This is a genomic window from Xylanibacter ruminicola (assembly GCF_900107775.1).
Classification (GTDB): Bacteria; Bacteroidota; Bacteroidia; order Bacteroidales; family Bacteroidaceae; genus Prevotella; species Prevotella ruminicola_C.
Genome location: NZ_FNRF01000003.1, coordinates 342,341 through 364,216, shown reverse-complemented (window position 1 = coordinate 364,216; position 21,876 = coordinate 342,341). Strand labels below are relative to the sequence as shown.

Annotated in this window: 21 protein-coding genes; 8 read left to right on the top strand and 13 right to left on the bottom strand. The window is 48.8% G+C overall.

Annotated elements, in window-relative coordinates; translation table 11 throughout:
- Positions 1-10: 10 nt before the first annotated feature.
- Both BLU97_RS09105 and BLU97_RS09100 read left to right on the top strand, forming a co-directional pair.
- The gene (locus tag BLU97_RS09105; RefSeq protein WP_013064950.1) at positions 11-1,006 is read left to right on the top strand and encodes an NAD(P)H-dependent glycerol-3-phosphate dehydrogenase; all 996 of its coding nucleotides are present in this window, start codon (positions 11-13) and stop codon (positions 1,004-1,006) included.
- 2 nt (positions 1,007-1,008) lie between these two features.
- Entirely contained in the window at positions 1,009-1,779 is a 771-nt protein-coding gene (locus tag BLU97_RS09100; protein WP_074761232.1) for a DNA alkylation repair protein, read from the top strand.
- Here BLU97_RS09100 and BLU97_RS09095 read toward each other — a convergent pair.
- Both BLU97_RS09095 and BLU97_RS09090 read right to left on the bottom strand, forming a co-directional pair.
- Positions 1,776-2,114 (bottom strand): MGMT family protein, encoded by a 339-nt coding sequence (locus BLU97_RS09095; protein ID WP_074761230.1) that lies wholly within the window; start codon positions 2,112-2,114, stop codon positions 1,776-1,778. The genes BLU97_RS09100 and BLU97_RS09095 overlap by 4 nt on opposite strands.
- Positions 2,115-3,278, bottom strand: a complete 1,164-nt coding sequence (locus tag BLU97_RS09090) for an FprA family A-type flavoprotein (protein ID WP_074761229.1) — start codon at positions 3,276-3,278, stop codon at positions 2,115-2,117.
- Between the two features lie 146 nt (positions 3,279-3,424).
- Between BLU97_RS09090 and BLU97_RS09085 the strand changes: the two genes are divergently transcribed.
- Positions 3,425-5,428, top strand: a complete 2,004-nt coding sequence (locus BLU97_RS09085; RefSeq protein ID WP_074761227.1) for a polysaccharide biosynthesis protein — start codon at positions 3,425-3,427, stop codon at positions 5,426-5,428.
- On the opposite strand, the gene BLU97_RS09080 is transcribed toward BLU97_RS09085, so the two are convergent.
- Positions 5,429-6,523 carry a glycerate kinase gene (locus tag BLU97_RS09080; RefSeq protein WP_074761225.1) on the bottom strand — a complete coding sequence of 365 codons (1,095 nt, stop codon included), beginning with the start codon at positions 6,521-6,523 and terminating at the stop codon, positions 5,429-5,431. It abuts the gene before it with no gap.
- Between the two features lie 182 nt (positions 6,524-6,705).
- Here BLU97_RS09080 and BLU97_RS09075 point away from each other — a divergent pair, with 182 nt between their 5' ends.
- Positions 6,706-7,158, top strand: a complete 453-nt coding sequence (locus BLU97_RS09075) for a helix-turn-helix domain-containing protein (protein ID WP_074761223.1) — start codon at positions 6,706-6,708, stop codon at positions 7,156-7,158.
- On the opposite strand, the gene BLU97_RS09070 is transcribed toward BLU97_RS09075, so the two are convergent.
- Positions 7,155-8,105 (bottom strand): hypothetical protein, encoded by a 951-nt coding sequence (locus BLU97_RS09070; RefSeq protein ID WP_074761221.1) that lies wholly within the window; start codon positions 8,103-8,105, stop codon positions 7,155-7,157. The two genes, BLU97_RS09075 and BLU97_RS09070, sit on opposite strands and share 4 nt — an antisense overlap.
- Positions 8,106-8,164: 59 nt before the next feature.
- Here BLU97_RS09070 and metF point away from each other — a divergent pair, with 59 nt between their 5' ends.
- The 4 genes from metF to BLU97_RS09050 are packed head-to-tail and all read left to right on the top strand — an operon-like array spanning position 8,165 to position 11,884.
- Positions 8,165-9,130 (top strand): methylenetetrahydrofolate reductase [NAD(P)H], encoded by a 966-nt coding sequence (gene metF, locus BLU97_RS09065; protein WP_074761219.1) that lies wholly within the window; start codon positions 8,165-8,167, stop codon positions 9,128-9,130.
- 6 nt (positions 9,131-9,136) lie between these two features.
- Positions 9,137-10,249: an ATP-binding protein gene (locus tag BLU97_RS09060; protein WP_074761218.1), complete on the top strand. Its 1,113-nt coding sequence runs from the start codon at positions 9,137-9,139 to the stop codon at positions 10,247-10,249.
- Positions 10,250-10,275: 26 nt separating this feature from the next.
- Positions 10,276-11,430 (top strand): stage 0 sporulation family protein, encoded by a 1,155-nt coding sequence (locus BLU97_RS09055; protein WP_074761216.1) that lies wholly within the window; start codon positions 10,276-10,278, stop codon positions 11,428-11,430.
- On the top strand, positions 11,420-11,884 hold the full coding sequence (locus tag BLU97_RS09050; protein ID WP_074761215.1) for a gliding motility lipoprotein GldH: 465 nt from the start codon (positions 11,420-11,422) through the stop codon (positions 11,882-11,884). Before BLU97_RS09055 ends, BLU97_RS09050 begins: the two co-directional genes overlap by 11 nt.
- Here BLU97_RS09050 and rodA read toward each other — a convergent pair.
- From rodA to BLU97_RS09005, 9 genes are all read right to left on the bottom strand, one after another.
- Complete coding sequence (gene rodA, locus BLU97_RS09045) at positions 11,870-13,345, bottom strand: rod shape-determining protein RodA (protein ID WP_074761213.1); 1,476 nt, start codon at positions 13,343-13,345, stop codon at positions 11,870-11,872. The genes BLU97_RS09050 and rodA overlap by 15 nt on opposite strands.
- Complete coding sequence (gene mrdA, locus BLU97_RS09040; protein WP_074761211.1) at positions 13,326-15,185, bottom strand: penicillin-binding protein 2; 1,860 nt, start codon at positions 15,183-15,185, stop codon at positions 13,326-13,328. The genes rodA and mrdA overlap by 20 nt, the downstream gene beginning before the upstream one ends.
- Entirely contained in the window at positions 15,182-15,682 is a 501-nt protein-coding gene (gene mreD / locus BLU97_RS09035; protein WP_074761209.1) for a rod shape-determining protein MreD, read from the bottom strand. The genes mrdA and mreD overlap by 4 nt, the downstream gene beginning before the upstream one ends.
- A 4-nt stretch (positions 15,683-15,686) precedes the next feature.
- Positions 15,687-16,556, bottom strand: coding sequence for a rod shape-determining protein MreC (gene mreC / locus BLU97_RS09030; RefSeq protein WP_074761208.1), 870 nt, complete (start codon positions 16,554-16,556; stop codon positions 15,687-15,689).
- 20 nt (positions 16,557-16,576) lie between these two features.
- The gene (locus tag BLU97_RS09025) at positions 16,577-17,599 is read right to left on the bottom strand and encodes a rod shape-determining protein (protein WP_013064665.1); all 1,023 of its coding nucleotides are present in this window, start codon (positions 17,597-17,599) and stop codon (positions 16,577-16,579) included.
- Positions 17,600-17,634: 35 nt separating this feature from the next.
- Positions 17,635-18,237 (bottom strand): IMP cyclohydrolase, encoded by a 603-nt coding sequence (locus BLU97_RS09020; RefSeq protein WP_013065513.1) that lies wholly within the window; start codon positions 18,235-18,237, stop codon positions 17,635-17,637.
- A 122-nt stretch (positions 18,238-18,359) separates the two neighbouring features.
- Positions 18,360-18,875: a hypothetical protein gene (locus tag BLU97_RS09015; protein ID WP_139208963.1), complete on the bottom strand. Its 516-nt coding sequence runs from the start codon at positions 18,873-18,875 to the stop codon at positions 18,360-18,362.
- Between the two features lie 31 nt (positions 18,876-18,906).
- Complete coding sequence (asnA, locus tag BLU97_RS09010; RefSeq protein WP_074761205.1) at positions 18,907-19,944, bottom strand: aspartate--ammonia ligase; 1,038 nt, start codon at positions 19,942-19,944, stop codon at positions 18,907-18,909.
- A 500-nt stretch (positions 19,945-20,444) separates the two neighbouring features.
- A complete protein-coding gene (locus tag BLU97_RS09005; protein WP_074761203.1) occupies positions 20,445-21,869 on the bottom strand; it encodes an NADH-quinone oxidoreductase subunit N in 1,425 nt (474 codons plus the stop codon).
- Positions 21,870-21,876 lie beyond the last annotated feature (7 nt).

Sequence of the window (21,876 nt, the reverse complement as noted above, 5' to 3'; positions counted from 1 at the left end):
TCAATGAACCATGTACGATTGTGGTAAGATAGCAATTATCGGAGGTGGCAGCTGGGCAACAGCTATTGCCAAGATTGTGGTGAGTCATACCCACCATATTGGTTGGTATATGCGTCGCGACGACCGTATCGAGGATTTCCGTCGCATGGGTCATAATCCCGCCTACCTCACCAGTGTCCACTTCAATATCGATGAAATCAACTTCGATAGTGATTTGAATCGTATTGCGCAGCAGTACGACACGCTGGTATTTGTCACCCCTTCGCCTTACCTCAAGAGTCACCTTAAGAAGTTGAAGACGCGTATTCGCGACAAATTCATACTTACCGCTATTAAGGGTATCGTACCTGATGAAAATCTCGTATGTAGCGAGTATTTTCATCAGGTTTACGACGTACCTTACGAGAATCTTGCTTGCATCGGTGGTCCTTCTCATGCCGAAGAGGTTGCACTCGAGCGCCTAAGCTATCTCACCGTAGGTTGTGCCGATCGTGAGAAAGCCCAGGCCTTCTGCGATGTATTGTCGAGCGAGTATATCAAAACCAAGACCTCTACCGACGTGGTTGGCATCGAGTATTCTTCCGTTCTGAAGAATGTCTATGCCATTGCTGCAGGTATCTGCAGCGGCCTGAAATATGGCGATAACTTCCAGTCGGTACTCATGGCCAATGCCGTGCAGGAGATGAATCGTTTCCTCACAGCAGTTTATCCTTTGGATCGCAATGCTTACGATAGTGTTTATCTGGGCGATTTGTTGGTTACGGGTTATAGCAACTTCAGTCGTAACCGCACCTTTGGTACCATGATTGGAAAGGGCTACAGCGTGAAGTCGGCCCAGATCGAGATGGAGATGATTGCCGAGGGTTACTTCGGTACCAAGTGTATGAAGGAAATCAATCGCCACTGCCACGTAAACATGCCTATCCTCGATGCCGTGTATAACATCCTATACGAACGCATCGCCCCCCAAATCGAGATTAAACTCCTTACCGATTCATTCCGCTAATAATGACAGCCAAAGAAGTTATCAACCATATGGAATCGCTGCGCAACGATGCTCAGCGGCATATCCTGATGGGCTTCTTCAAGACTGGTCCAGGCGAATATGGCGAGGGTGACGAATTCCTTGGCCTGAAGGTTCCTCAGACGCGCGAGGTGGTTAAGCTCGTGGGGAAAGATTTCCCATTAAGCGAAATCCCCGAACTCCTCATGTGCCGTTGGCACGAGGTTCGCCTTTGTGGTCTGCTGATATTGGTAGCGAAATTCGAGGAATTAGCCACCAAACGCCTTCAGAACAATCAGGAAGCTATCCGTGGCCGCGACGAGATACTCACCCTTTACTTGCAATATGCCGAACAAGCCAACAACTGGGATCTTGTAGATCTATCTGTCCACAAAATCCTGGGTCACTGGCTCCTGTTGCCATCGGACTTAGGCGATAAAGATTACAAGATTAAGGTTCTCGATAGCCTTGCCCAGAACCCATGCCTGTGGAAACAACGCATGAGTATAGTCTGTTCTTGGAAGACCTCGCAGATGGGCGATCCCACCTGGTGCCTTCGCTATGCCGAAATCCATCTGCACCACCCACACGACCTGATGCATAAGGCCGTAGGTTGGATGCTTCGCGAAATGGGCAAGCGTGTTAGCGAAGACCTCTTATGCAATTTTCTCCGCCAACACGCTCACGAAATGCCTCGCACCATGCTCCGCTACGCCATCGAGAAACTCCCCGACCCCGAGCGCCAGTATTGGATGGGCATCAAATCTCCTATTTAAAATAACGTTACCTGCCAAAGATGCTGGCTCATATCCACATGGCCATTGGACTTGAAGTGGACACCCTCTTCTTCCAGCAAAGTTCTTTGTCTACTCCAACCAGGAGCAGTACGACCTGATTTATTCACTACGCGATGACAAGGTAACGACTCGGCACCAGGTGTATAGCGAAGCGTTCTACCAACCATACGCGAATGACTGGGCCAGCCTGCCAAGGCAGCGATATCTCCATAAGTTGTTACACACCCGCAGGGTATCTGAGCCACAATATTGAGCACTGCATCACGAAAAGCTCTCGCCTGCTCTGGCGACATCTTATCAGGATAATCCTTCATTTACAATAAGCTATCTGCCAACTGCTGCAACAGGGGCTCATCAGTAGTTTTCATGCGCGAGCGGATGGTAACCATGGGATCTACAATCTCACAATCCTTCAAAGCCTCGATCATCGTACGCATGGTCTTACCGGCTGTAGGGGCCCAGCTACCATTTTCGATGATACCAAACTTGCGCTTCTGGTAGTTCTTGATTTGCAGGTGATACAGGAAGTCGTGCATCACTGGGAACACACCTGCATCGTAGCTTGAAGCAGCCACAACGACTGTAGGATAGCGGAAGGCATCCTCGATGACCTCGGCCATGTCTGAACGACTCAGATCGCTTACTACAACCTTTGACGCACCCTTTTCGCGCAGTATCTCGCCTAAGCGCTGGGCTGCAGCTGCTGTGCCACCATGAATACTGGCGTAGGCAATCAAGATGCCCTCGCTCTCGGGCTCGTACTTACTCCAGATATCATACAGGCGTACAGCCTCAGTCAGAGCCTCACCCTTAAGCACAGGGCCGTGCAGCGGACATATCGCCTGCACATTCAGTGCAGCCAACTTCTTCACTACCATTTGCACCTGCGAGCCATACTTACCACAGATATTAAAGTAATAGCGACGCGCCTCGCAAGCCCAGTCCTCAGTCTCATTCACTAATGCACCAAACTTACCAAAGCCATCGGCACTGAACAGCACCTTATCGGTGGTATCGTAACTCATGATTACCTCGGGCCAGTGAATCATCGCAGCTCCGATAAACTGCAGTGTGTGCTTCCCCAATGCGAGGGTGTCGCCCTCTTTTACAGTAACCACACGACCAGTAAAGTCTACCCCCTCAAAGAAGTTAGACAGCATCTTTACGGCCTGGGCACTGCACACCAGCTGCACGCCAGGATAAGTCTCCAGCATCCAAGCGATGAGTGCCGAGTGATCGGGCTCCATGTGGTGAACTACCAGATAGTCGGGCTGACGACCATTCAACGCAGCAGTTAGGTTAGCCTTCCACTCCTCACCCTTACGACGATCGGCAGTATCCAGTACCGCTATCTTCTCATCGTCGATGAGATACGAGTTATAACTCATGCCCTCGGGCACCACATACTGACTCTCAAACAAATCGATGTCGAGATCGTCCACACCGATGTACTTAATTGTATCGCTAAAAGTATTCATAAATCACACGCTTTAAAATATAGCATCCATTTTTTGGCTACAAAGATAGTATTTTTTTCGATAAATGCAAAAAACTTAATAAAAATTTGGCGTTTTATAGTATTTGTACTAACTTTGCACCGAATTTTACGATAACTTAAAAAATAATGAGGAATCCCTTTGACAAGATTTTAAACTGGTATTTTACCAAAAATTCGCTACCATATTGGATCATATTGCTGATTGACTGTGCAATAGTGATGTTCAGTGGCGTGCTAACCTACTGGATATTTAATGATGCTGTAACACTGTTCGATAACACGTTACAGGTCATCAACACCATGCTGATATTTGTATTACTGAGTATACCCGGATTCCGAATCTTCCATACCTACTCGGGATTTATGCGTTACTCTAGTTTTGTCGACTTGATGCGTGTAGCCTATTGCAATGGCGTAACACTGGTACTGGCTTGGATTGCAGAGTATTATATGCACTACCTGCCGGGCAACTATTTCGCACACTTTAATACCACCAGCATATTCCTTATTTTTATTATAGTCACCCTGCTGATGTGGGCTCTGCGCATATTTGTGAAGACACTGTACGATGTAGCTTTCTCTAACACTCGCGCTATACGCATCCTGATATATGGTGCTATGAGTGGTGGTGTGGGATTGGCTAAGTATATTAATTCACAGCGTCCCCGAAAATATGTAGTAAAGGGCTTTATTACGCACTACGAGAAAGCCAAGCATCAGGAAATAATGGGCCAGAAGGTATATACGGTTAACGACAATATCGCTGATGTAATACATAAGAACGACATCGATGCCGTAATGGTATCGCCCCTGCGTGTAAAGGGCTTCCGTGATAATCAGGAGTTGCAGGATATCATTATTGGTGCTGGCGCCAAAATCTATATGGCACAGAATGCAGTAGAGATGGATCAGGACCAATTGGATGAGAACGCCAATATCGACTATACCCAGATGCAGTTGCGCGAAGTAAGCGTTGAAGAGCTGCTGCCCCGCTCTGAGATTCGTGTGGATATGAATTCGATAGGTGAACTGCTGAAAGGACAACGCGTGATGGTAACAGGTGCTGCCGGTTCTATCGGATCGGAGATATGCCGCCAGGTGGCAAAGCTGAATCCAGCTGCCATGCTGCTGATTGACCAGGCAGAGACACCTGAGCACGACATCCGATTGATGATGAAAAAAGAGTTCCCCAATATCCCTGCAGAAACGGTGGTTACATCCATCTGTAAGGAAAAGCGTATGGAGGAACTGTTTAAGCGCTTCCGTCCCGACTATGTGTTCCATGCTGCAGCCTACAAACATGTGCCTATGATGGAGGACAACCCCAGTGAGGCAGTGCAGAACAATATCTACGGCACCAAAGTGATAGCCGACCTAAGTGTAAAATATGGCGTTAAGAAATTCGTGATGGTATCGACAGACAAGGCTGTAAACCCCACTAACGTGATGGGATGCTCTAAACGTATCTGCGAGATATACGTACAGAGTCTGGACCTGGCCATCAAGACACGCCGCATAGGCGCATATATGGAGAAACTGGGCAATGAGAACAGTTTTGTTACTGCAGGACAGATTGCCAGCCCTACAGCCCGGACCCAGTTTGTTACCACCCGTTTTGGTAACGTGCTGGGATCAAACGGAAGTGTTATTCCCCTATTCCGCGAACAGATTAAGAATGGTGGCCCTGTAACGGTGACAGATGAGCGTATTGTACGCTTCTTCATGCTGATACCCGAGGCTTGTAAGCTGGTGCTCGAGGCAGGTACCAAGGGTAATGGTGGCGAGATTTTTGTTTTCGACATGGGCAAACCCGTGAAAATTGCCGATCTGGCTAAGCGTATGATTAAACTCTCGGGGGCCAAGAACGTAGAAATAAAGTTTACTGGCTTGCGCCCTGGTGAGAAGCTATACGAGGAGGTGCTGAACGAACTGGAAGGCACCAAACCAACATTCCACGAAAAGATACGTATCGCTGAGGTGCGCGAATATGCCTACGATCAGGTTTGCAAGGATATAAACGAGTTGATAGAGATATCGCAGGAATACGACGATATGGCTACAGTAGCCAAGATGAAAAATATTGTGCCTGAATATAAATCTAACAACTCTATCTACGAGAAGTTAGACTAGTCATCCTTCAAGAACGTTCATTAATGTTCTACAGATATTGGTCTTTGCTGTTGCGGGTTGCATAGCAATATCTAAGGGTAATCCTGAGGGATTGATGCTGGTAACATGCGAGAAGCCGGCATCGAGGAGTTGCTGCTCGTCGGCAATGCGACCGGCTATGAGCATCACGGGCACACGATGTTTCTGAGCACATTGCAGGATGCCAAAGGGGAGCTTGCCCATCAGCGTCTGGCGATCGGCAGACCCCTCACCAGTAATCACCAGATTGGCATCCATCAAGAGTTCGTCGAAATGGATGGCATCCAACAGGAGGTCGATACCAGAGCGACATTCGGCTTGCATATATTGCATGAAAGCATAGCCCAAACCACCTGCAGCACCTGCGCCAGCCTTATCCTGGCAATCGCGCCCCAGATGCCTGGCCGATGCCTCAGCAAAGCGTTTAGCACGGGCATCGAGAACAAGAACATCATCCCGCGAAGCACCCTTTTGTGGTCCAAACACATAAGCAGCCCCACGCTCGCCACATAACGGATTTGTTACATCAGTAGCTATCGTGAAGTGTACATCATCCAACTGGCGCACGTCGTCCCAAAGACTACGGGTAGGCGCCCCAACGGGACTGTTTTCACCTTTCGAAAAGCTATCGATAATGGCCCGCAGCATACCTATGCCACAATCACTGGTAGCACTGCCACCAAGACCTACAATAATATCTTTACAACCTCTACGCACAGCATCTACCACCAACTGCCCAGTGCCATAACTTGTAGCCACCATGGGATTGCGTTCCTCAGGCTTCAGAAGTGTTAATCCGCTGGCTTTGGCAATCTCAATCACAGCGGCATCGCCCTGCACCAGATACTGCGCTACAACGGGACGCATCAGCGGGTCTTTCACGTTCACCTCCACAATATCACCACCCATGGTTGCTTGGAAAGCCTCCATAAATCCCTCACCACCATCACTCACTGGTACCTGCACCACTCTTGCATCGGGCACTCTGTTAAGAATACCCTCACTGGCTGTCTGATTAGCTTCAGCAGATGTCAAACAGCCCTTGAACGAGTCGATTGCAACGATAACTTTCTGCATTACAGCGGCAAATATACGCTTTTTTTTGTTTAGTGCCAACTTTTCGCTTTTATTTATGTGTTAAAATAGCGTTAACATAACGAAGTGATGTGCGCTATGTCGCCGATTTTTTGTACCTTCGCATCCGTTTTGCCCTTTTCGGGCTGTGATTTCATGAAAAATGTAAAAAGATTGTTTAAAAGATGGCAACAGGAAAATATCAAATTACTGAACTAAAGAAGTGTACAGCCGATTACCGAAATATATTAGGCGACGAGCGTAAGGACGAGCTCCATGACAGGATTATTGAAATTATTGTAGATGACAAGAAATATCGCGATAAGGATTACACAGCCAGCAGATTGGCTGCCGACCTTGGCACCAACTGCCGTTATATCTCGGCAGTGATGACAGAGCGATTTCACACCAACTTTAATGGATTGATGAACAAGCATCGTATCGAAGAAGCTATGACACTATTGGCCGAGGAGGAATATCGCGATAAATCAATCAGCGAAATTGGTGCGATGGTGGGCTTTGGTACCCGTCAGGCGTTCTATGCCTCATTCTTCAGATTCCTGAACACCACCCCACGCGAATTCCGCGTCAAGCACCTTGGTCCTAAAAAGCGTAAGCGTTACAGCAAAAAGGCTTAATGCTTTTTTCGATATTCGTACAACTCCAATGAATTAACGATATTCTGCCACAGCACGTAACAGCCTGCACCTACCGATGCCACTGGGTTTAGGTAGGTATAGGCAACCCAGATGCTCAGGGCAGTATTTTTTTGGAACGAGGCCTGACCGCCATCGATCTCATCGCCTAACTGGCGACCAATCCAGCGCCCCATCAGGAAAAGAACAAAGCAAAGAATCAACGACATCATGGCTATCAACAGCAGCGTACGTAGTGCAGCATCGCTATGAACGATGTTACGCACGGTAACACCCGACGTAACAGCCAACTGCGCTGCCCAGAGGTAGAACGAGAGGTCGGGTATCGACACAATCCATGCGCAAAGGCGCTTGGCATAGTGCTGCACCAACCATCCCAGCACCAGCGGAGCTACCAGTACCATAGCCAACTTTTGCAAGATGATAAAGAACACCGCCCAGAAACCAGTGCTTACGCCACGCTCCAACAACGGGAACACTGCAGGAATCATGAGGGCTGAAGCAAAGGCCGACATCACAACATAGGCCGTCATGGTATTGATGTTACCGCCAATCTTGGCAGTAACCACAGGGGCCGCCGTAGCTGCAGGGCCAATAATACATGTAAGCACACTCTCCCAAAGCAACTTCTGTTCGGGGTCGGCATCAACCTGGAAGATAATCCACACATTAAGCGCCACCAAAGCCACCTGCGCCACCAGCACACCTATATGCCAGCGGTGAGGGCGCATCTGATGAAAGTCAATACGACAGTAGGTGGAGAACAGCGTAGAGAACACCATAAACGGGAAAATGGTATCCACCACCTCGCCCAACGTATCGCCTGCGCCATCGAGAAACGGCACCAGATAAAACAGCAGATATACCACAGTACCAACAGCTATAGCCACTGGAAGAGTCCAGTCTTTAACAAATTGCTTCAGTTTCATGCCGCAAAATTACAAAAAATTTTTGTAATAAAGAAATTTTTAGTATCTTTGCAGCCAATATGAGTGTTACTGAGTTTATACATCAAGATAAGGAGGCAAAGCGATTCTCGTTCGAAGTGCTGCCACCGCTGAAGGGTACTGGCACAGCCAAACTGTTTGCCGATATCGACAAACTACGAGAATTCGACCCAGCCTACATCAACATAACCACCCATCACTCGGAGTTTGTATATCGCGAACTTGAGAATGGGCAGTTTGAGCGTCGTCGCATTCGTCGCCGCCCAGGAACCATCGCCATTGCCGCAGCCATCCAGCAGCGTTACCAGATTCCCGTTCAGCCCCACGTTATCTGTAGTGGTGCTACTATCGAGGATATCGAGTACGAACTGCTAGACTTGCAATTCTTAGGCATCAACGATTTGTTGCTGTTACGTGGCGATAAGGCCAAGGAGGACAGCCGATTCCAGCCTACCCCTGGCGGTCATGCGCACACCACCGACTTGATGGCTCAGGTAAAACGCTTTAACGAGGGCTTTTTTGCTGATGGCACCCCCATCAAGAATCCTGGTCGCCCGTTCGACTATGGTGTGGCTTGCTACCCCGAGAAACACGAGGAGGCACCCAACCTTGAGATGGATATGCAGTTTCTGAAGCAGAAGCAGGACCTGGGTGCCCAGTATGCCGTTACACAGTTGTTCTTCGACAACGAGAAGTACTACGCTTTTGTGGAGAAGGCACGCCAGATGGGTATTACCATCCCCATTATCCCTGGCATCAAACCCATGGCCAAGCTGAGTCAGCTAACGGTAGTGCCCAAAACATTCCACTGCGATATCCCTGAGCCACTGGCCAAGGAGGTTGTGAAATGTAAGACCGATGAGGATGCCAAGCAGCTAGGTATAGAGTGGACCACCCAGCAGTGCAAGGATCTGTATGCGCATGGGGTACACAACATCCACTTCTACACCGTCTCTGCAGTAGACAGTGTGGCAGAGATCGTTAAGAGATTAGTGGTTAGAGGTTAAAGACAGATGAGTTTCGACGAGGTTATAGGACAGAAAGAGGCCGAGGAGCGATTGCTACAGCTGATACGCGAGGAGCGATTGCCCCACGCACTGATGTTGTGCGGTCCGCAGGGGTGTGGCAAGCTGCCATTAGCAGTGGCATTTGCCTGCTATCTGTTGGATAATGGCACACCATCTGCCAAAGCCATGCTGGCCAAACTGGAGCATCCCGACCTGCACTTCACCTACCCCACCATCAAACTGCCATCGATGGGTGCCGATCACAAACCTGTAAGCGACGATTTTGCCAAGGACTGGCACCAGCTGGTAATGAACAGTCTGTACTTTACGATGGAAGAGTGGATGACAGCCATGGGAGCCGAGAACCAGCAGGCCATCATAACTGCAGGCGAGAGCGACGATCTGGTACGCAAGCTCAGCTTGAAATCAAGTCAGGGAGGCTATAAAGTCAGCATTATCTGGCTCCCCGAACGCATGAACATAGAGTGCGCCAACAAGCTGCTTAAACTGATCGAGGAACCCCCACAGCAAACAGTATTCATCATGGTATGCGAAGAGCCCGATAAGCTATTGGAAACCATCCGCAGTCGTGTGCAGCGCATCGATGTGAAGAAGATATCCAACGAGGCCATCGAACAGGCACTCGTAGAAAAACGTGGCATCAGTGCCGACGATGCCCATCGCATAGCCCGACTGGCCAATGGCAGTTGGATAAAGGCACTCGACGAGCTTCAGGTTGGCTCCGAGAACGAGTTGTTTCTCGACATGTACGTGATGCTGATGCGCCTGGCTTATCAGCGTAAGATAAAAGACCTGCGCAAGTGGAGCGAACAGATGGCAGGCATGGGACGTGAGAAGCAGAAGCGCTGGCTGACGTATTTTCTGCGTATGACCCGCGAGAACTTTATGTACAACTTCCAGAACGAGGAGCTGGTATATATGACACAGCGCGAAGAGGACTTTGCCAAGAACTTTGCCCGCTTTGTGAACGAGAAGAATATCCTGCCCATCACCGATATGGCTAATCTGGCCATTCGCGACATTGGACAGAATGCCAACGGAAAGATTGTATTCTTCGACTTGGCCCTACAAATGATAGTACTGCTTTTGCAGAAGTAATAGTGAACAGTGAATAGTGATTATATATGGAAAAATCTAAAGAACATATCGTACACGTAGGTTGCGACCGCGGTTTGTGCCACCAGGCAGTGGGACGCCAGGACAAGCAGCTTAACACTTACGACTGGTTGGCCGATGTGCCTGGCAACCCCTACACTACCGATCTGGTAGAGGTGCAGTTCAAGCACACCCGCAAAGGCTACTACCACAACGTAAATAATCTGGACCTGAAGAAAGGCGACATCGTGGCTGTAGAGGCCAGTCCAGGTCACGACATCGGCGTGGTAACCCTCACTGGTCGCCTGGTAAAACTGCAGCTCAAGAAGGTAAACATCAAGTCACCCGACGATATCAAACGAATCTATCGCATAGCCCGCGAGAACGACATTCAGAAATGGCGTGAGGCACAGGCCCGTGAGCACTCTACCATGATCGAGAGTCGTAAGATAGCCAAGGGTTTGGGGCTCGATATGAAGATTGGCGACGTAGAATATCAGGGCGATGGCAACAAAGCTATCTTCTACTATATCGCCGACGAACGTGTCGACTTCCGTCAGCTCATCAAGGACTTAGCGCAAGCCTTCCATGTACGTATCGAGATGAAACAGATTGGTGCGCGCCAGGAAGCAGGACGTATTGGCGGAACAGGTCCTTGCGGACGTGAGTTGTGCTGTGCCACCTGGATGAAGAACTTCTCGAGTGTGAGCACCAATGCCGCCCGCTTCCAGGACATCTCGCTCAACCCACAGAAGCTGGCAGGTATGTGTGCCAAGCTGAAGTGCTGTCTGAACTACGAGGTAGACGATTACGTAGAGGCTGGCAAGCAGTTGCCAGGCAAGGATATTATCCTGCAGACCCAGGATGGCGACTATCACTTGTTTAAGAACGATATTCTGGCAGGTCTTTGCACCTACAGCACAGATAAGAACATTGCCGCCAACTGCGAAACCATTACTGCCGAGCGTGCCAAGACCATTATCGAGATGAACAAGCGAGGCGAGAAACCCGTATCGCTCACCCACGACGAGGGTAAGAAGGCAGAGCCTAAGCCACATATCGACCTGGCAGGTGGTGATATCAGTCGCTTCGACAAGGCCAAGAAAAAGAAGAAGAAGAAGAAGAACAAGCCCAACAACAACCGACAGCCTAACGATAAAAAGGAGGCCAAGGATGCAAAATAAGGCACTCATACTGATACTGGCGATGGCAGGTTTCCTGATGATGGCAGCCTGCGATCGTTCAGTGGTATATAATCACTACAAGCATGTGGATAACGAGGGATGGGAGCGCAACGATACCATGCACTTCTACGTGCCCCCCATCAAACAAGCCGGCACCTATCACCAGCAACTGATGCTGCGCACCAACAACCAGCTGCCCTTCTTAGGCATCAGCGTGATTGTTGAACAGGACATCTACCCTGTAGGTCGCAAACTGCGTAAACGTATCAATTGTAAGCTGGTAGAGCAGAATGGTCACGTGATAGGCAGTGGCATCAGCTGTTACCAATACACGTTTGATGTGGATAGCGTACAGCTTAACGAGGGCGACTCGCTGCACATGTACGTGATGCATTACATGAAGCAAGAGAACATGCAAGGCATCAGCGATGTAGGTATCTTAATTTCTCAGTAGATTTCTTCCTGCGTCAATACGTAGGAAAATAAACAGCAGCAGGGTGAAGCCCCACAACGACGAACCACCATAGCTGAAGAATGGCAACGGGATACCGATAACCGGTGTAAGACCTAATACCATACCCACATTGATAAACACATGGAATAGGAATATACTTACCACACAATAGCCATACACACGTCCGAACCTGTGTACCTGACGTTCGGCCAAGTGTATCAGGCGCCATATCAGCGCCAGGAACAGCAGCAACACACCTGCTGATCCCACAAAGCCCTCTTCCTCGCCTACGGTACAGAAGATAAAGTCGGTATCCTGTTCAGGCACATATTTCAATTTGGTTTGTGTACCATTCAAAAAGCCCTTACCTTGCAGTCCACCCGATCCGATGGCAATCTCACTCTGGTGCACGTTATAGCCTGCACCCTTCAGGTCCTCCTCCAGTCCCAACAGCACGTTAATACGCACTCGCTGGTGGGGTTCCAGCACATGGTTCAGCGCATAGTCGGCCACATTGTAGAACAGCAGCGAGCCCATTGCAAAGGCAGTAATCCAAAGATAGTTACGCATGCGCGTGGCCAGGAATCGGTATAACAGATAAATCACCAATGCCGCACACAGCACCATCTCTACATAATTCAGGTCGAAGGGAATAATCAGCAGTCCAAAGATGAGTGCCACAATGGTTGCACCCAGTCCTATCAGCGCCATGCGTATGATATTACGCTTATCATTGCAGTACACATACAGCAGTCCGGTAGAGAACAGCTGTACCATCAGTAGCACAGCAAACTTACCCACCGATGTAGGCGTATATACCATCATGGTATCAGCATAGCGTATGCCCACCACAAAGTAGACCACCATAGCCACACCTGTAAACAGGATACTGCCAGGCATTCCCTCGCGATACAGCATCAGGAAGAACGACAGATATACCAGCGCCGACCCCGTCTCACGCTGCAGCACGATAAACAGCATAGGCACAAAAATCACACCTAATACCAGCGCAAAATCCTTCCATTTGGCAATGGTAAAGCCGTAAGTATTCATCAGTTTGGCCAAGGCCAAGGCCGTAGCAAACTTGGCAAATTCGGCTGGTTGCAGTCGTATGGGTCCCAACACCAGCCACGATCGGGAGCCCTTGATACTATGCGGGTTAAAGATGGTTCCGAATAGCAGTAGCAGCATGATGCCGAATATAATATAGGCAAACATATCCAGATAGCGATCGTCGAGCATCAGGATTACAAAGCCCAACACAATCGAGGTACCAATCCACACAATCTGCATACCCGAACGGGTGCCCAGACTAAACAAGTCGGTCTCACCATAACTATAGCTGGCACCACACACACTCACCCATCCAAAGGTAAGCAGGGCGATGTAAATGATAATCGTCCAGTAATCGAGCGAGCGAATCACTCCTTTTTCTTTTCTGTTACCTATCGCCTGCGCCATAAGCTATTCTGCGTTCCTGAATACTCTTGGCCTTTGCTATGCTGGCCTCCGAGAGTTTACCTTTTAAATATTTCTCCATAATCAAACCGCCGATGGGCACACCGTAAGTGGCACCCCATCCACCGTTCTCAACATATACGGCTACAGCGATTTTCGGATTCTCCATGGGTGCAAAGCCCATAAACACCGAGTGGTCGTGTCCGCGGTTCTGGGCAGTACCCGTTTTTCCGCAGGCATTAAAGTCGTACTTACCTAACTCCTTACACGTACCACCTAACACCGATGAGCGCATACCCTGTACCACATAGTCGTAAGCCTCTTTACTGGCCTTGGTGTAATGCTTGCGGGTGTAAAGCGTATCAAGTGGCTGTCCCTGTACATTCTTCACTACATGAGGCACCAGATAATAGCCACGATTGGCAATGGTAGCCCCCAGGTTAGCAATCTGCAGTGGCGTAGCATTCACCTCACCCTGACCAATGGCTATTGATATGATAGTCAGTCCATTCCACGAGCCCTTATAGGCCTTATCGTAGAACATGGCATTAGGTATCAGTCCGCGTTTCTCACCAGGCAGGTCGATACCCAGACGATAACCGAATCCCATCGATACCATATAGTCGCGCCAGGTGTTCATGGCATTCTGTACCGAACCGTACTTGCTTACATTGGTATTAATCATGTGATACAGTCCCCAACAGAAGTAACCGTTACACGATGTACTCAGGGCAGGCACCAAAGGCAGTGGCGCCGCATGTCCGTGACAGCCCACGTGCAAACCTTTGAAGTTAAATCCATGCGAACAGGGGTACATGGTGTGCGAGTTGATGATACCCTCGGTCATAAACGTCAGTCCCTGGGTAGTCTTGAAGGTAGAGCCTGGTGGATACTGTCCCATGATAGCACGGTTCAGCAGTGGTTTCCACACATCCTGCGACAAGGCACGATGATTCTTACTGCGCAGTCGTCCCACCATCTGTCGGGGGTCGTATGTTGGCGATGATACCATACACAGTACCTCACCTGTAGCAGGTTCTATGGCCACGATAGCACCAATCTTTCCCTCCATCAGTCGCTCGCCCAAAGCCTGCAACTCAGCATCAATACCCAGTGTCAGGTTCTTACCTGGAATGGCACGCTGGTCAAGGGCTCCGTTCTGATAACGTCCCTGGATACGTCCGTGGGCATCGCGCAGCAGTATCTGTATACCTTTCTGTCCACGCAGTTCTTTCTCGTACGAGCGTTCTATGCCCAGCTTACCGATATAGTCGCCAGGCTGGTAGTACTCATCCTCCTCAATATCGCCAGGCGACACCTCGGCCACATCACCCAACACGTGCGCACCCATATTATAGGTATATTGGCGCACACTGCGCTTCTGGATATAAAAGCCTGGGAAACGGTACATCTTCTCCTGGAACACACTAAAGTCCTTATCGCTCAGTTGACTCATAAACAGCTGCTCGGTAAAGCGCGAGTATCCAGGATTCTTACTGCGATCCTTGATGTTGGCCATTCTACGGTCGAACTCCTCCTTGGTAATGCCCAAAGCCGTACAGAAGTCAAGTGTGTCCAAACGGTCCTTCATCTCGTTCATCACCACCATGATATCGTACGAAGGCTGGTTGTACACCAGCAGTTTACCCTTGCGATCCAAAATGGCACCACGCGAAGGATATTCTATCTTTTTTAAGAAAGCATTCGAGTCGGCACTTTTCTTGTAGTCATCACTTGTAATCTGGAGCATAAACAAACGGATGATGTAGATGAACACAATCAGTGCGGCCACCCCAGCAATCACGTATTTACGGTATTCCAGATCAAAGTCTTTCTGCTTCACCGGCTTCTAACACTTTCTACGGCCAGAATCAGTACCATCGTAAGCACAAAGCTGATGACCGATCGGGCCAACCATAACAGCACATCAAAAAAGTTAAACGCCTCGAGTGCAAAGAACACCAGGCAGTACAGCAGTGTAAGCAGGGCGCTTAACGTCACAAACTTACTAAGACCAAGCACTTTGGCCGATGCCTCCAGATCTTCGGCCGAGTCGCGTGGTGCAACCAGATCAATCAGGTATGTCTGCGCCAGTGCCACCAGTGTCATCGTGCTGGCTGCAAGCCCTGGCGTATTCGAGAACACATCAATCAACAGTCCTAACAAGAAGCACGATACCAGTACCAGCCACTTAGGGAAGTTTCTACGGAAGGTGATGGCAAAGTAAACGTAAAGCAGCGGAGTGCCCACACCTAACAGGTGTACATGGTTCAGGATCAACACCTGAGCCAGAAGCAAGGCCACAAACATCACCAGTCGGTTTATCAATTCTATCTTCATAAGGCTACTGTCGCTGTTTATAACTGATTGAGTCGCGGGCGGCCTGCATCAGTGCAGCACGCTCGGCAATACTCTTATCGCTGATCACCACCACATCGCGCAGGTTACCAAAGTCGGTACTCAGACGCACTTTCAGCTTGTAACTCAAACCATCGCTCGAGTTATAAACCTGTTCAATCTTACCTACCTGCACCCCCGATGGGAAGATACTCGAGAAGCCGCTGGTTACCATCCACTCGCCCAGATTAAACTTGGCGTGGCGTGGCACATCCTCCACATAAGCCACCGATGGATCGCCACCATACCAGTGCAGATAGCCAAAGTAGCCACGGTTACGAATGCTGCAGCTGATGCGCGACGAGGCGGCATTCAAGGCCGAGATAACCACCGAATAGTGGTCACTCACCAGATAAACCACACCAACCACGCCATTACCGCATGCCACACCCATATCGGGCTCAACACCATCCTTACGACCTTTGTCGATGGTAATCAGATTCTCAGCCTTGTGTATGGAGTTCTCCACCACCTTAGCGGGTATCAGCTGGTAATTACTCAAGAAAGCCAGCTCCTCGCGCTCAGCGGCAGTCGTGTCCTTGGTCACCTCGGCATACAGGCGTCGCAACTGGTCAAGCTGTCGCTCCTGGTAGATGTTTCGCAGGGTGAGCTGTTCGTTCAACTCGGCCATGGCCATATAGCTGGTCACCTTGCTCTCCATCTCATATACCTTGCCTGCCACGGCATTGGCACTTGTAAACCACACACTATTCTGATAACTGTTGTACTTAAACAACAGAACAACACTGACTACTTCGAGTAATACGAAAACTAGCCAGTGATGATACTTGTATAGGAAATCCAGCAGATTGCGCATCGGCCCAAACTACCTTTTTATTATCTCATCAAGAAATTAAATCTATCGATATTCTTCAGTGCAATGCCGGCACCCTTAGCAACACTGTGCAAGGGATCCTCGGGCACGTGGAATGGAATGTGCATCTTGTCGGTCAAACGACGGTCCAAGCCACGCAGCAGAGCGCCACCACCTGAGAGATAGATACCATTCTTCACGATATCGGCATACAACTCTGGTGGTGTATTCTCGAGTGCCGAGAGTACAGCGTTCTCGATCTTGGCCACAGTCTTATCCAGACAGTGTGCAATCTCCTGATAGCATACGGGCACCTCCATAGGCAGGGCTGTAATACGGTTTGGTCCGTGTACAATAAAGTCCTCTGGAGCCTCGTCACCCAGGTCGGTCAGAGCCGAACCTACGTTAATCTTGATACGCTCAGCCATACGCTCCGAAACCTTCACGTTGTGCTGACGGTACATATATTCCTGAATATCAGCTGTCAGGTCGTCACCAGCAGTACGGATCGAGTTGTTCGATACGATACCACCCAGTGAGATCACAGCAATCTCGGTAGAACCACCACCGATATCAACAATCATGTTACCCTCTGGTGCCTCTACATCGATACCAATACCGATAGCAGCAGCCATAGGCTCAAAAATCAGGTAAACGTCACGTCCGTCAGCATGCTCTGCTGAGTCGCGTACAGCACGCAGCTCTACCTCAGTAGAACCTGAAGGTACGCCAATCACCATACGCAGTGAGGGCGAGAACAGGCGACTACCTGTGTGTACCATCTTAATCAGTCCACGCATCATCTGCTCGCAAGCCGAAAAGTCGGCAATCACACCATCACGCAGTGGACGGATAGTACGTATATTCTCATGAGTCTTCTCATACATCATCTTCGCCTCATTACCCACAGCAATCATCTTGTCGGTACGGCGATCCAAAGCCACAACCGAAGGCTCATCTACCACAATCTTATCATCGCTGATAATGATGGTGTTGGCAGTGCCAAGGTCCATGGCAATTTCCTGTACGAAACTAAAAAATCCCATTATGATTTACAATTTTACTATTTACAATTTACCATTTATTTGGCGGTTTTCTCAAACCAAGCGTTGATAGCAGTATCGTAGTGGCTGCTTACGCCAAAGGCGCGTGTAGCAAACATACGGCGATCCTCAATATCAGTCTGTGCACCCTTCTTGTTCAGGATATCGAGCAGTACACTGTACTCAGCCTTGCTGGGCACGATAACCACATCCTTAAAGTTCTTGGCTCCAGCACGGATCAGTGAAATACCACCGATATCAATCTTCTCAATGATATCAGCCTCGCTGGCACCGCTGGCCACAGTCTGCTCAAATGGGTAAAGGTCAACAATCACCAGGTCAATCTCAGGAATCTCGTACTTCTTCATCTGCTCCTGATCGCCCTCATTGTCGCGACGTCCCAGAATACCTCCAAACACCTTTGGATGCAGAGTCTTTACACGTCCCCCCAGGATTGAAGGGTAGGTGGTAACATCCTCTACCTTCTGACACTCATAACCAAGTGATTCGATAAACTGCTGTGTTCCACCAGTCGACAGGAACTTTACGCCCTCAGCGTTCAATTTCTTCAAAAGTTCATCCAGTCCGTCCTTGTGGAAAACAGACACCAATGCGGTTTTAATCTTCTTAATTTCAGCCATTTTTTATCCTTATAACGTTATAATATAAATTTTGGGTGCAAAGGTACAAAAAGAAAACGGATTAACCTCAATTTCTCGGCGAAATTTTCAGATTAATCCGTGTTAAAAATATGATAGGTCAATTATTTCAGTGTAAAATTGCGCACCCACTCCTTCATGGGCTCTACAGCTTCGCTGTGTTCGGGCTTGTATCTCAGCATCACGGTTACCAGACGTATGGTGCCATCTTCAAGCACCTTACCATAGTAATCCCATTCTTCGTCCGAGCCCTCCTGTATGCTGTAGTCATCCCCTACCTCAACCAGGTCGGCCCCCATGGCCAACATCAATTGACTGGCAGGTCGATGATTGCCTGTGAGCGAGTCAACCATTACCGATATACTCATCTCGTCGGCCATCAGCACCTCTTGGTTAGGCTCCTCGGGCAGATCCTGCAGGTATAGGAACGAGGGGTAGTTAATATCGAGACCTAGTTTCTCGCTGTGATATTTCAGCAGATCCCACTGTCCCATGCGTATGGTCAAACTGTCGCTGCTGGTCAGCTCTGTACCGCCATAAGCCCTAGGCTGCCGCTGTCCGCCACAAGCACACAGCATGCCCGCCATCAAGCCAGCTAATAACCCACACCTAACCCTCATCAACTCTCCGCTGTTAATTGGCAATTTTCAATTAAATAAGGTTCATGCCCAGTGCCTTGCACTGCTTGCGCATCTCCTCAGGCCAGATACTAGCCTGAATCTCACCAATATGGCCCTTATGCAGTAGCACCATACACAGTCGACTCTGTCCGATACCACCACCAATACTCAGTGGCAACTTATCGTTCAGCAACTGCTGGTGGAAGTAAAGCTGCTCGCGTTCCTCCTTGCCTTCCAGCTTCAACTGGCGCAGCAAGCTCTCCTTATCCACACGGATACCCATGCTCGACAGCTCAAAGCTTCTACCCAGCACAGGATACCATATCAGGATATCACCATTCAGTCCGGCACGTCCGTCCTCAGCAATGGTACTCCAGTCGTCATAGTCTGGTGCACGTCCGTCGTGTTTTTTACCATCACTCAGCTTACCGCCAATACCAATCACAAATACAGCGCCATATTTTTCACAGATAGCATCCTCACGCTCCTTGGGAGTCTTGCCAGGATACATCTCCACCAATTCCTCAGCATGTACAAAGTGAATCTTTTCAGGCAGGAATGGCTTTATCTGCGGATAGGTCTCGCAGGTAAGATACTCTGTTCGGCGGATGGCTGCATAGATACGCTCCACAATATTCTTCAGGAATGCCAGGGTGCGATCCTCCTTGCAAATCACAGCCTCCCAGTCCCACTGGTCAACGTACAGCGAGTGCAGGTTATCCAGCTCCTCATCGGCACGTATAGCGTTCATATCGGTATAGATACCATAGCCTGGCTCAATCTTGTACTCTGCCAGGCTCAAGCGCTTCCACTTAGCCAGCGAGTGTACCACCTCGGCCTTGGCATCACCCAGATCCTTGATGGGGAAGCTCACAGGACGCTCCACACCGTTCAGGTCATCGTTAATACCCAATCCTTTCAGCACAAACAGTGGTGCTGTTACACGTCTCAATCTCAGTTCTGTCGACAGATTCTGTTGAAAGAACTCCTTTATCAGTTTAATACCCTGTTCCGTCTGCTTCATATCCAGCAGCGGTTCGTACATCACGGGTTTAATTACTTGTCCCATTTTAAACGTTTATGATAATTCTGCGTGCAAAGGTACACATTTTTATCAAATATGCAAGTAAAATTGAGATTATTTTTGCAAAATGACACAAATACATTGATTATTACTAACTTTTTGACACCTTACACCTGACCGATTATAGAAAAGCAAAAGGGCGCGCGCCTCACGGCGTACGCCCCTTCAGATATCAAAAAATTAATGGACTGATAGATCTTTATAGAAGATAAACTTCCTTCTTTTCTCTTATTCTCTACTATACTTTTATTAATACTAAAAACACCCAATCTATTTTCGTGATGCAAAGATAAGCATAAAACCGCAACTAAAAGACTGGTTTTTCGAAAATTTACATATTTTAAAAGATTTATTGACCAATATCATTAAATCGACACAATCTCAGGTTCTGTCGCTTAAAATATTTTAAAACAAGCCATAAAAAAGTCCCAACCACCCTTGCGGGCAATTGGGACCTATACATTCATTAATATAACCAGTCAATCTTAGATACCAGCGGCAGCAATCCACTCGTAAACGCAGCTTGCAACGCCGAACAGGGCAATACCTGCAGTACAAATGGCCAGTGCCACCTTGGTGTTAGCATCGCTCTGGAATGTGGGCAGAGGTGCATCAGTCTTGGTGATATACATAGCCTTCACAATGAGCAGATAGTAGTAGAGTGATACTACTGTGTTAACCAAGGCAATGAACACCACGCCATAGGCCATAGGCTCGCCATTCTGCACACCAGCCATGAACACGAAGAACTTAGAGAACATACCTGCGAATGGAGGAATACCAGCCAACGAGAACAGAGCCAGCGTCATCAGGAAGCTCAGCTTGGGGTTAGTCTGATAGAATCCGTTGTAGGCAGCCATATCGGTGCGACCACCATTGTTCTGCTCAACCACATTAATCACAGTAAACACAGCCATGTTAGCTACGATGTAAACCAGCACATAGTAAGTCAGAGCGGCAACACCCAGCTGACCATTGCCAACTACTGCCAGCATAATGTATCCAGCCTGAGAGATAGAACTGAAGGCCATGAAGCGCTTCAACTCATTCTGACGGATGGCAAACAGGTTGGCCACGGTGATTGAGAGCACAATCACGATATACAGCATATAGTCCCAGTACTCAACCATAGGCGCGAATGCCTTCATCAGGATGGTACACAGTGTGATAGCGGCAGCACCCTTAGAGATAACGCTCAGGTAACCGGTAACAGGTGTAGGTGCACCCTGATAGGTATCGGCAGTCCAGAAGTGGAAAGGCACCAACGAGATCTTGAAGCCCAGACCACTGAAGAAGAATACCAAGCCCATGATACACAGAGGCGAGTTAGATACTGCAGCACAAACATCATCGAAGTACAGGGTACCTGTAGCAGCGTAGATGAACGAGATACCAAACAGCATCACACCGCTCGAGAAGGTAGCTACCAGGATATACTTGGCGGCACCCTCGGCACTCTCCTTACGATGGCGATCGAAAGCCACCATACAGGCCAGGGGCACTGAGGCCATCTCCAAGCCCAGGAAGAACAGCAGGAACGAGCCTGATGACATCATCATAAACATACCCAGCAGGGTGCTCAGAATCAGCATATAGAACTCGCCAGCCAGCTTCAGGTTCTTCTCAACCCAAGATGTGGCCATCACCACTACAACGAGCGAGCCAAAGGCCAGGATAGCCTTCATCACATTGATGGCAGCTGTGGTAACATAGATACCACCAAAAGCCTGTGTAGGCTCAGTCATAGCGCTGGTAACAGCAGTACCTATCAGCATCAGCATGGTAAGATAGCCCAACGATGCCTTGCGCTCAGCATTGCGAGAGGCGAAGAAGTCAGCAAAGAAGACTATAATCAGAGCAAGCACCAGTACAAACTCTGGAACCATATTCAAAAATTCACTATAATTCATATCTTTA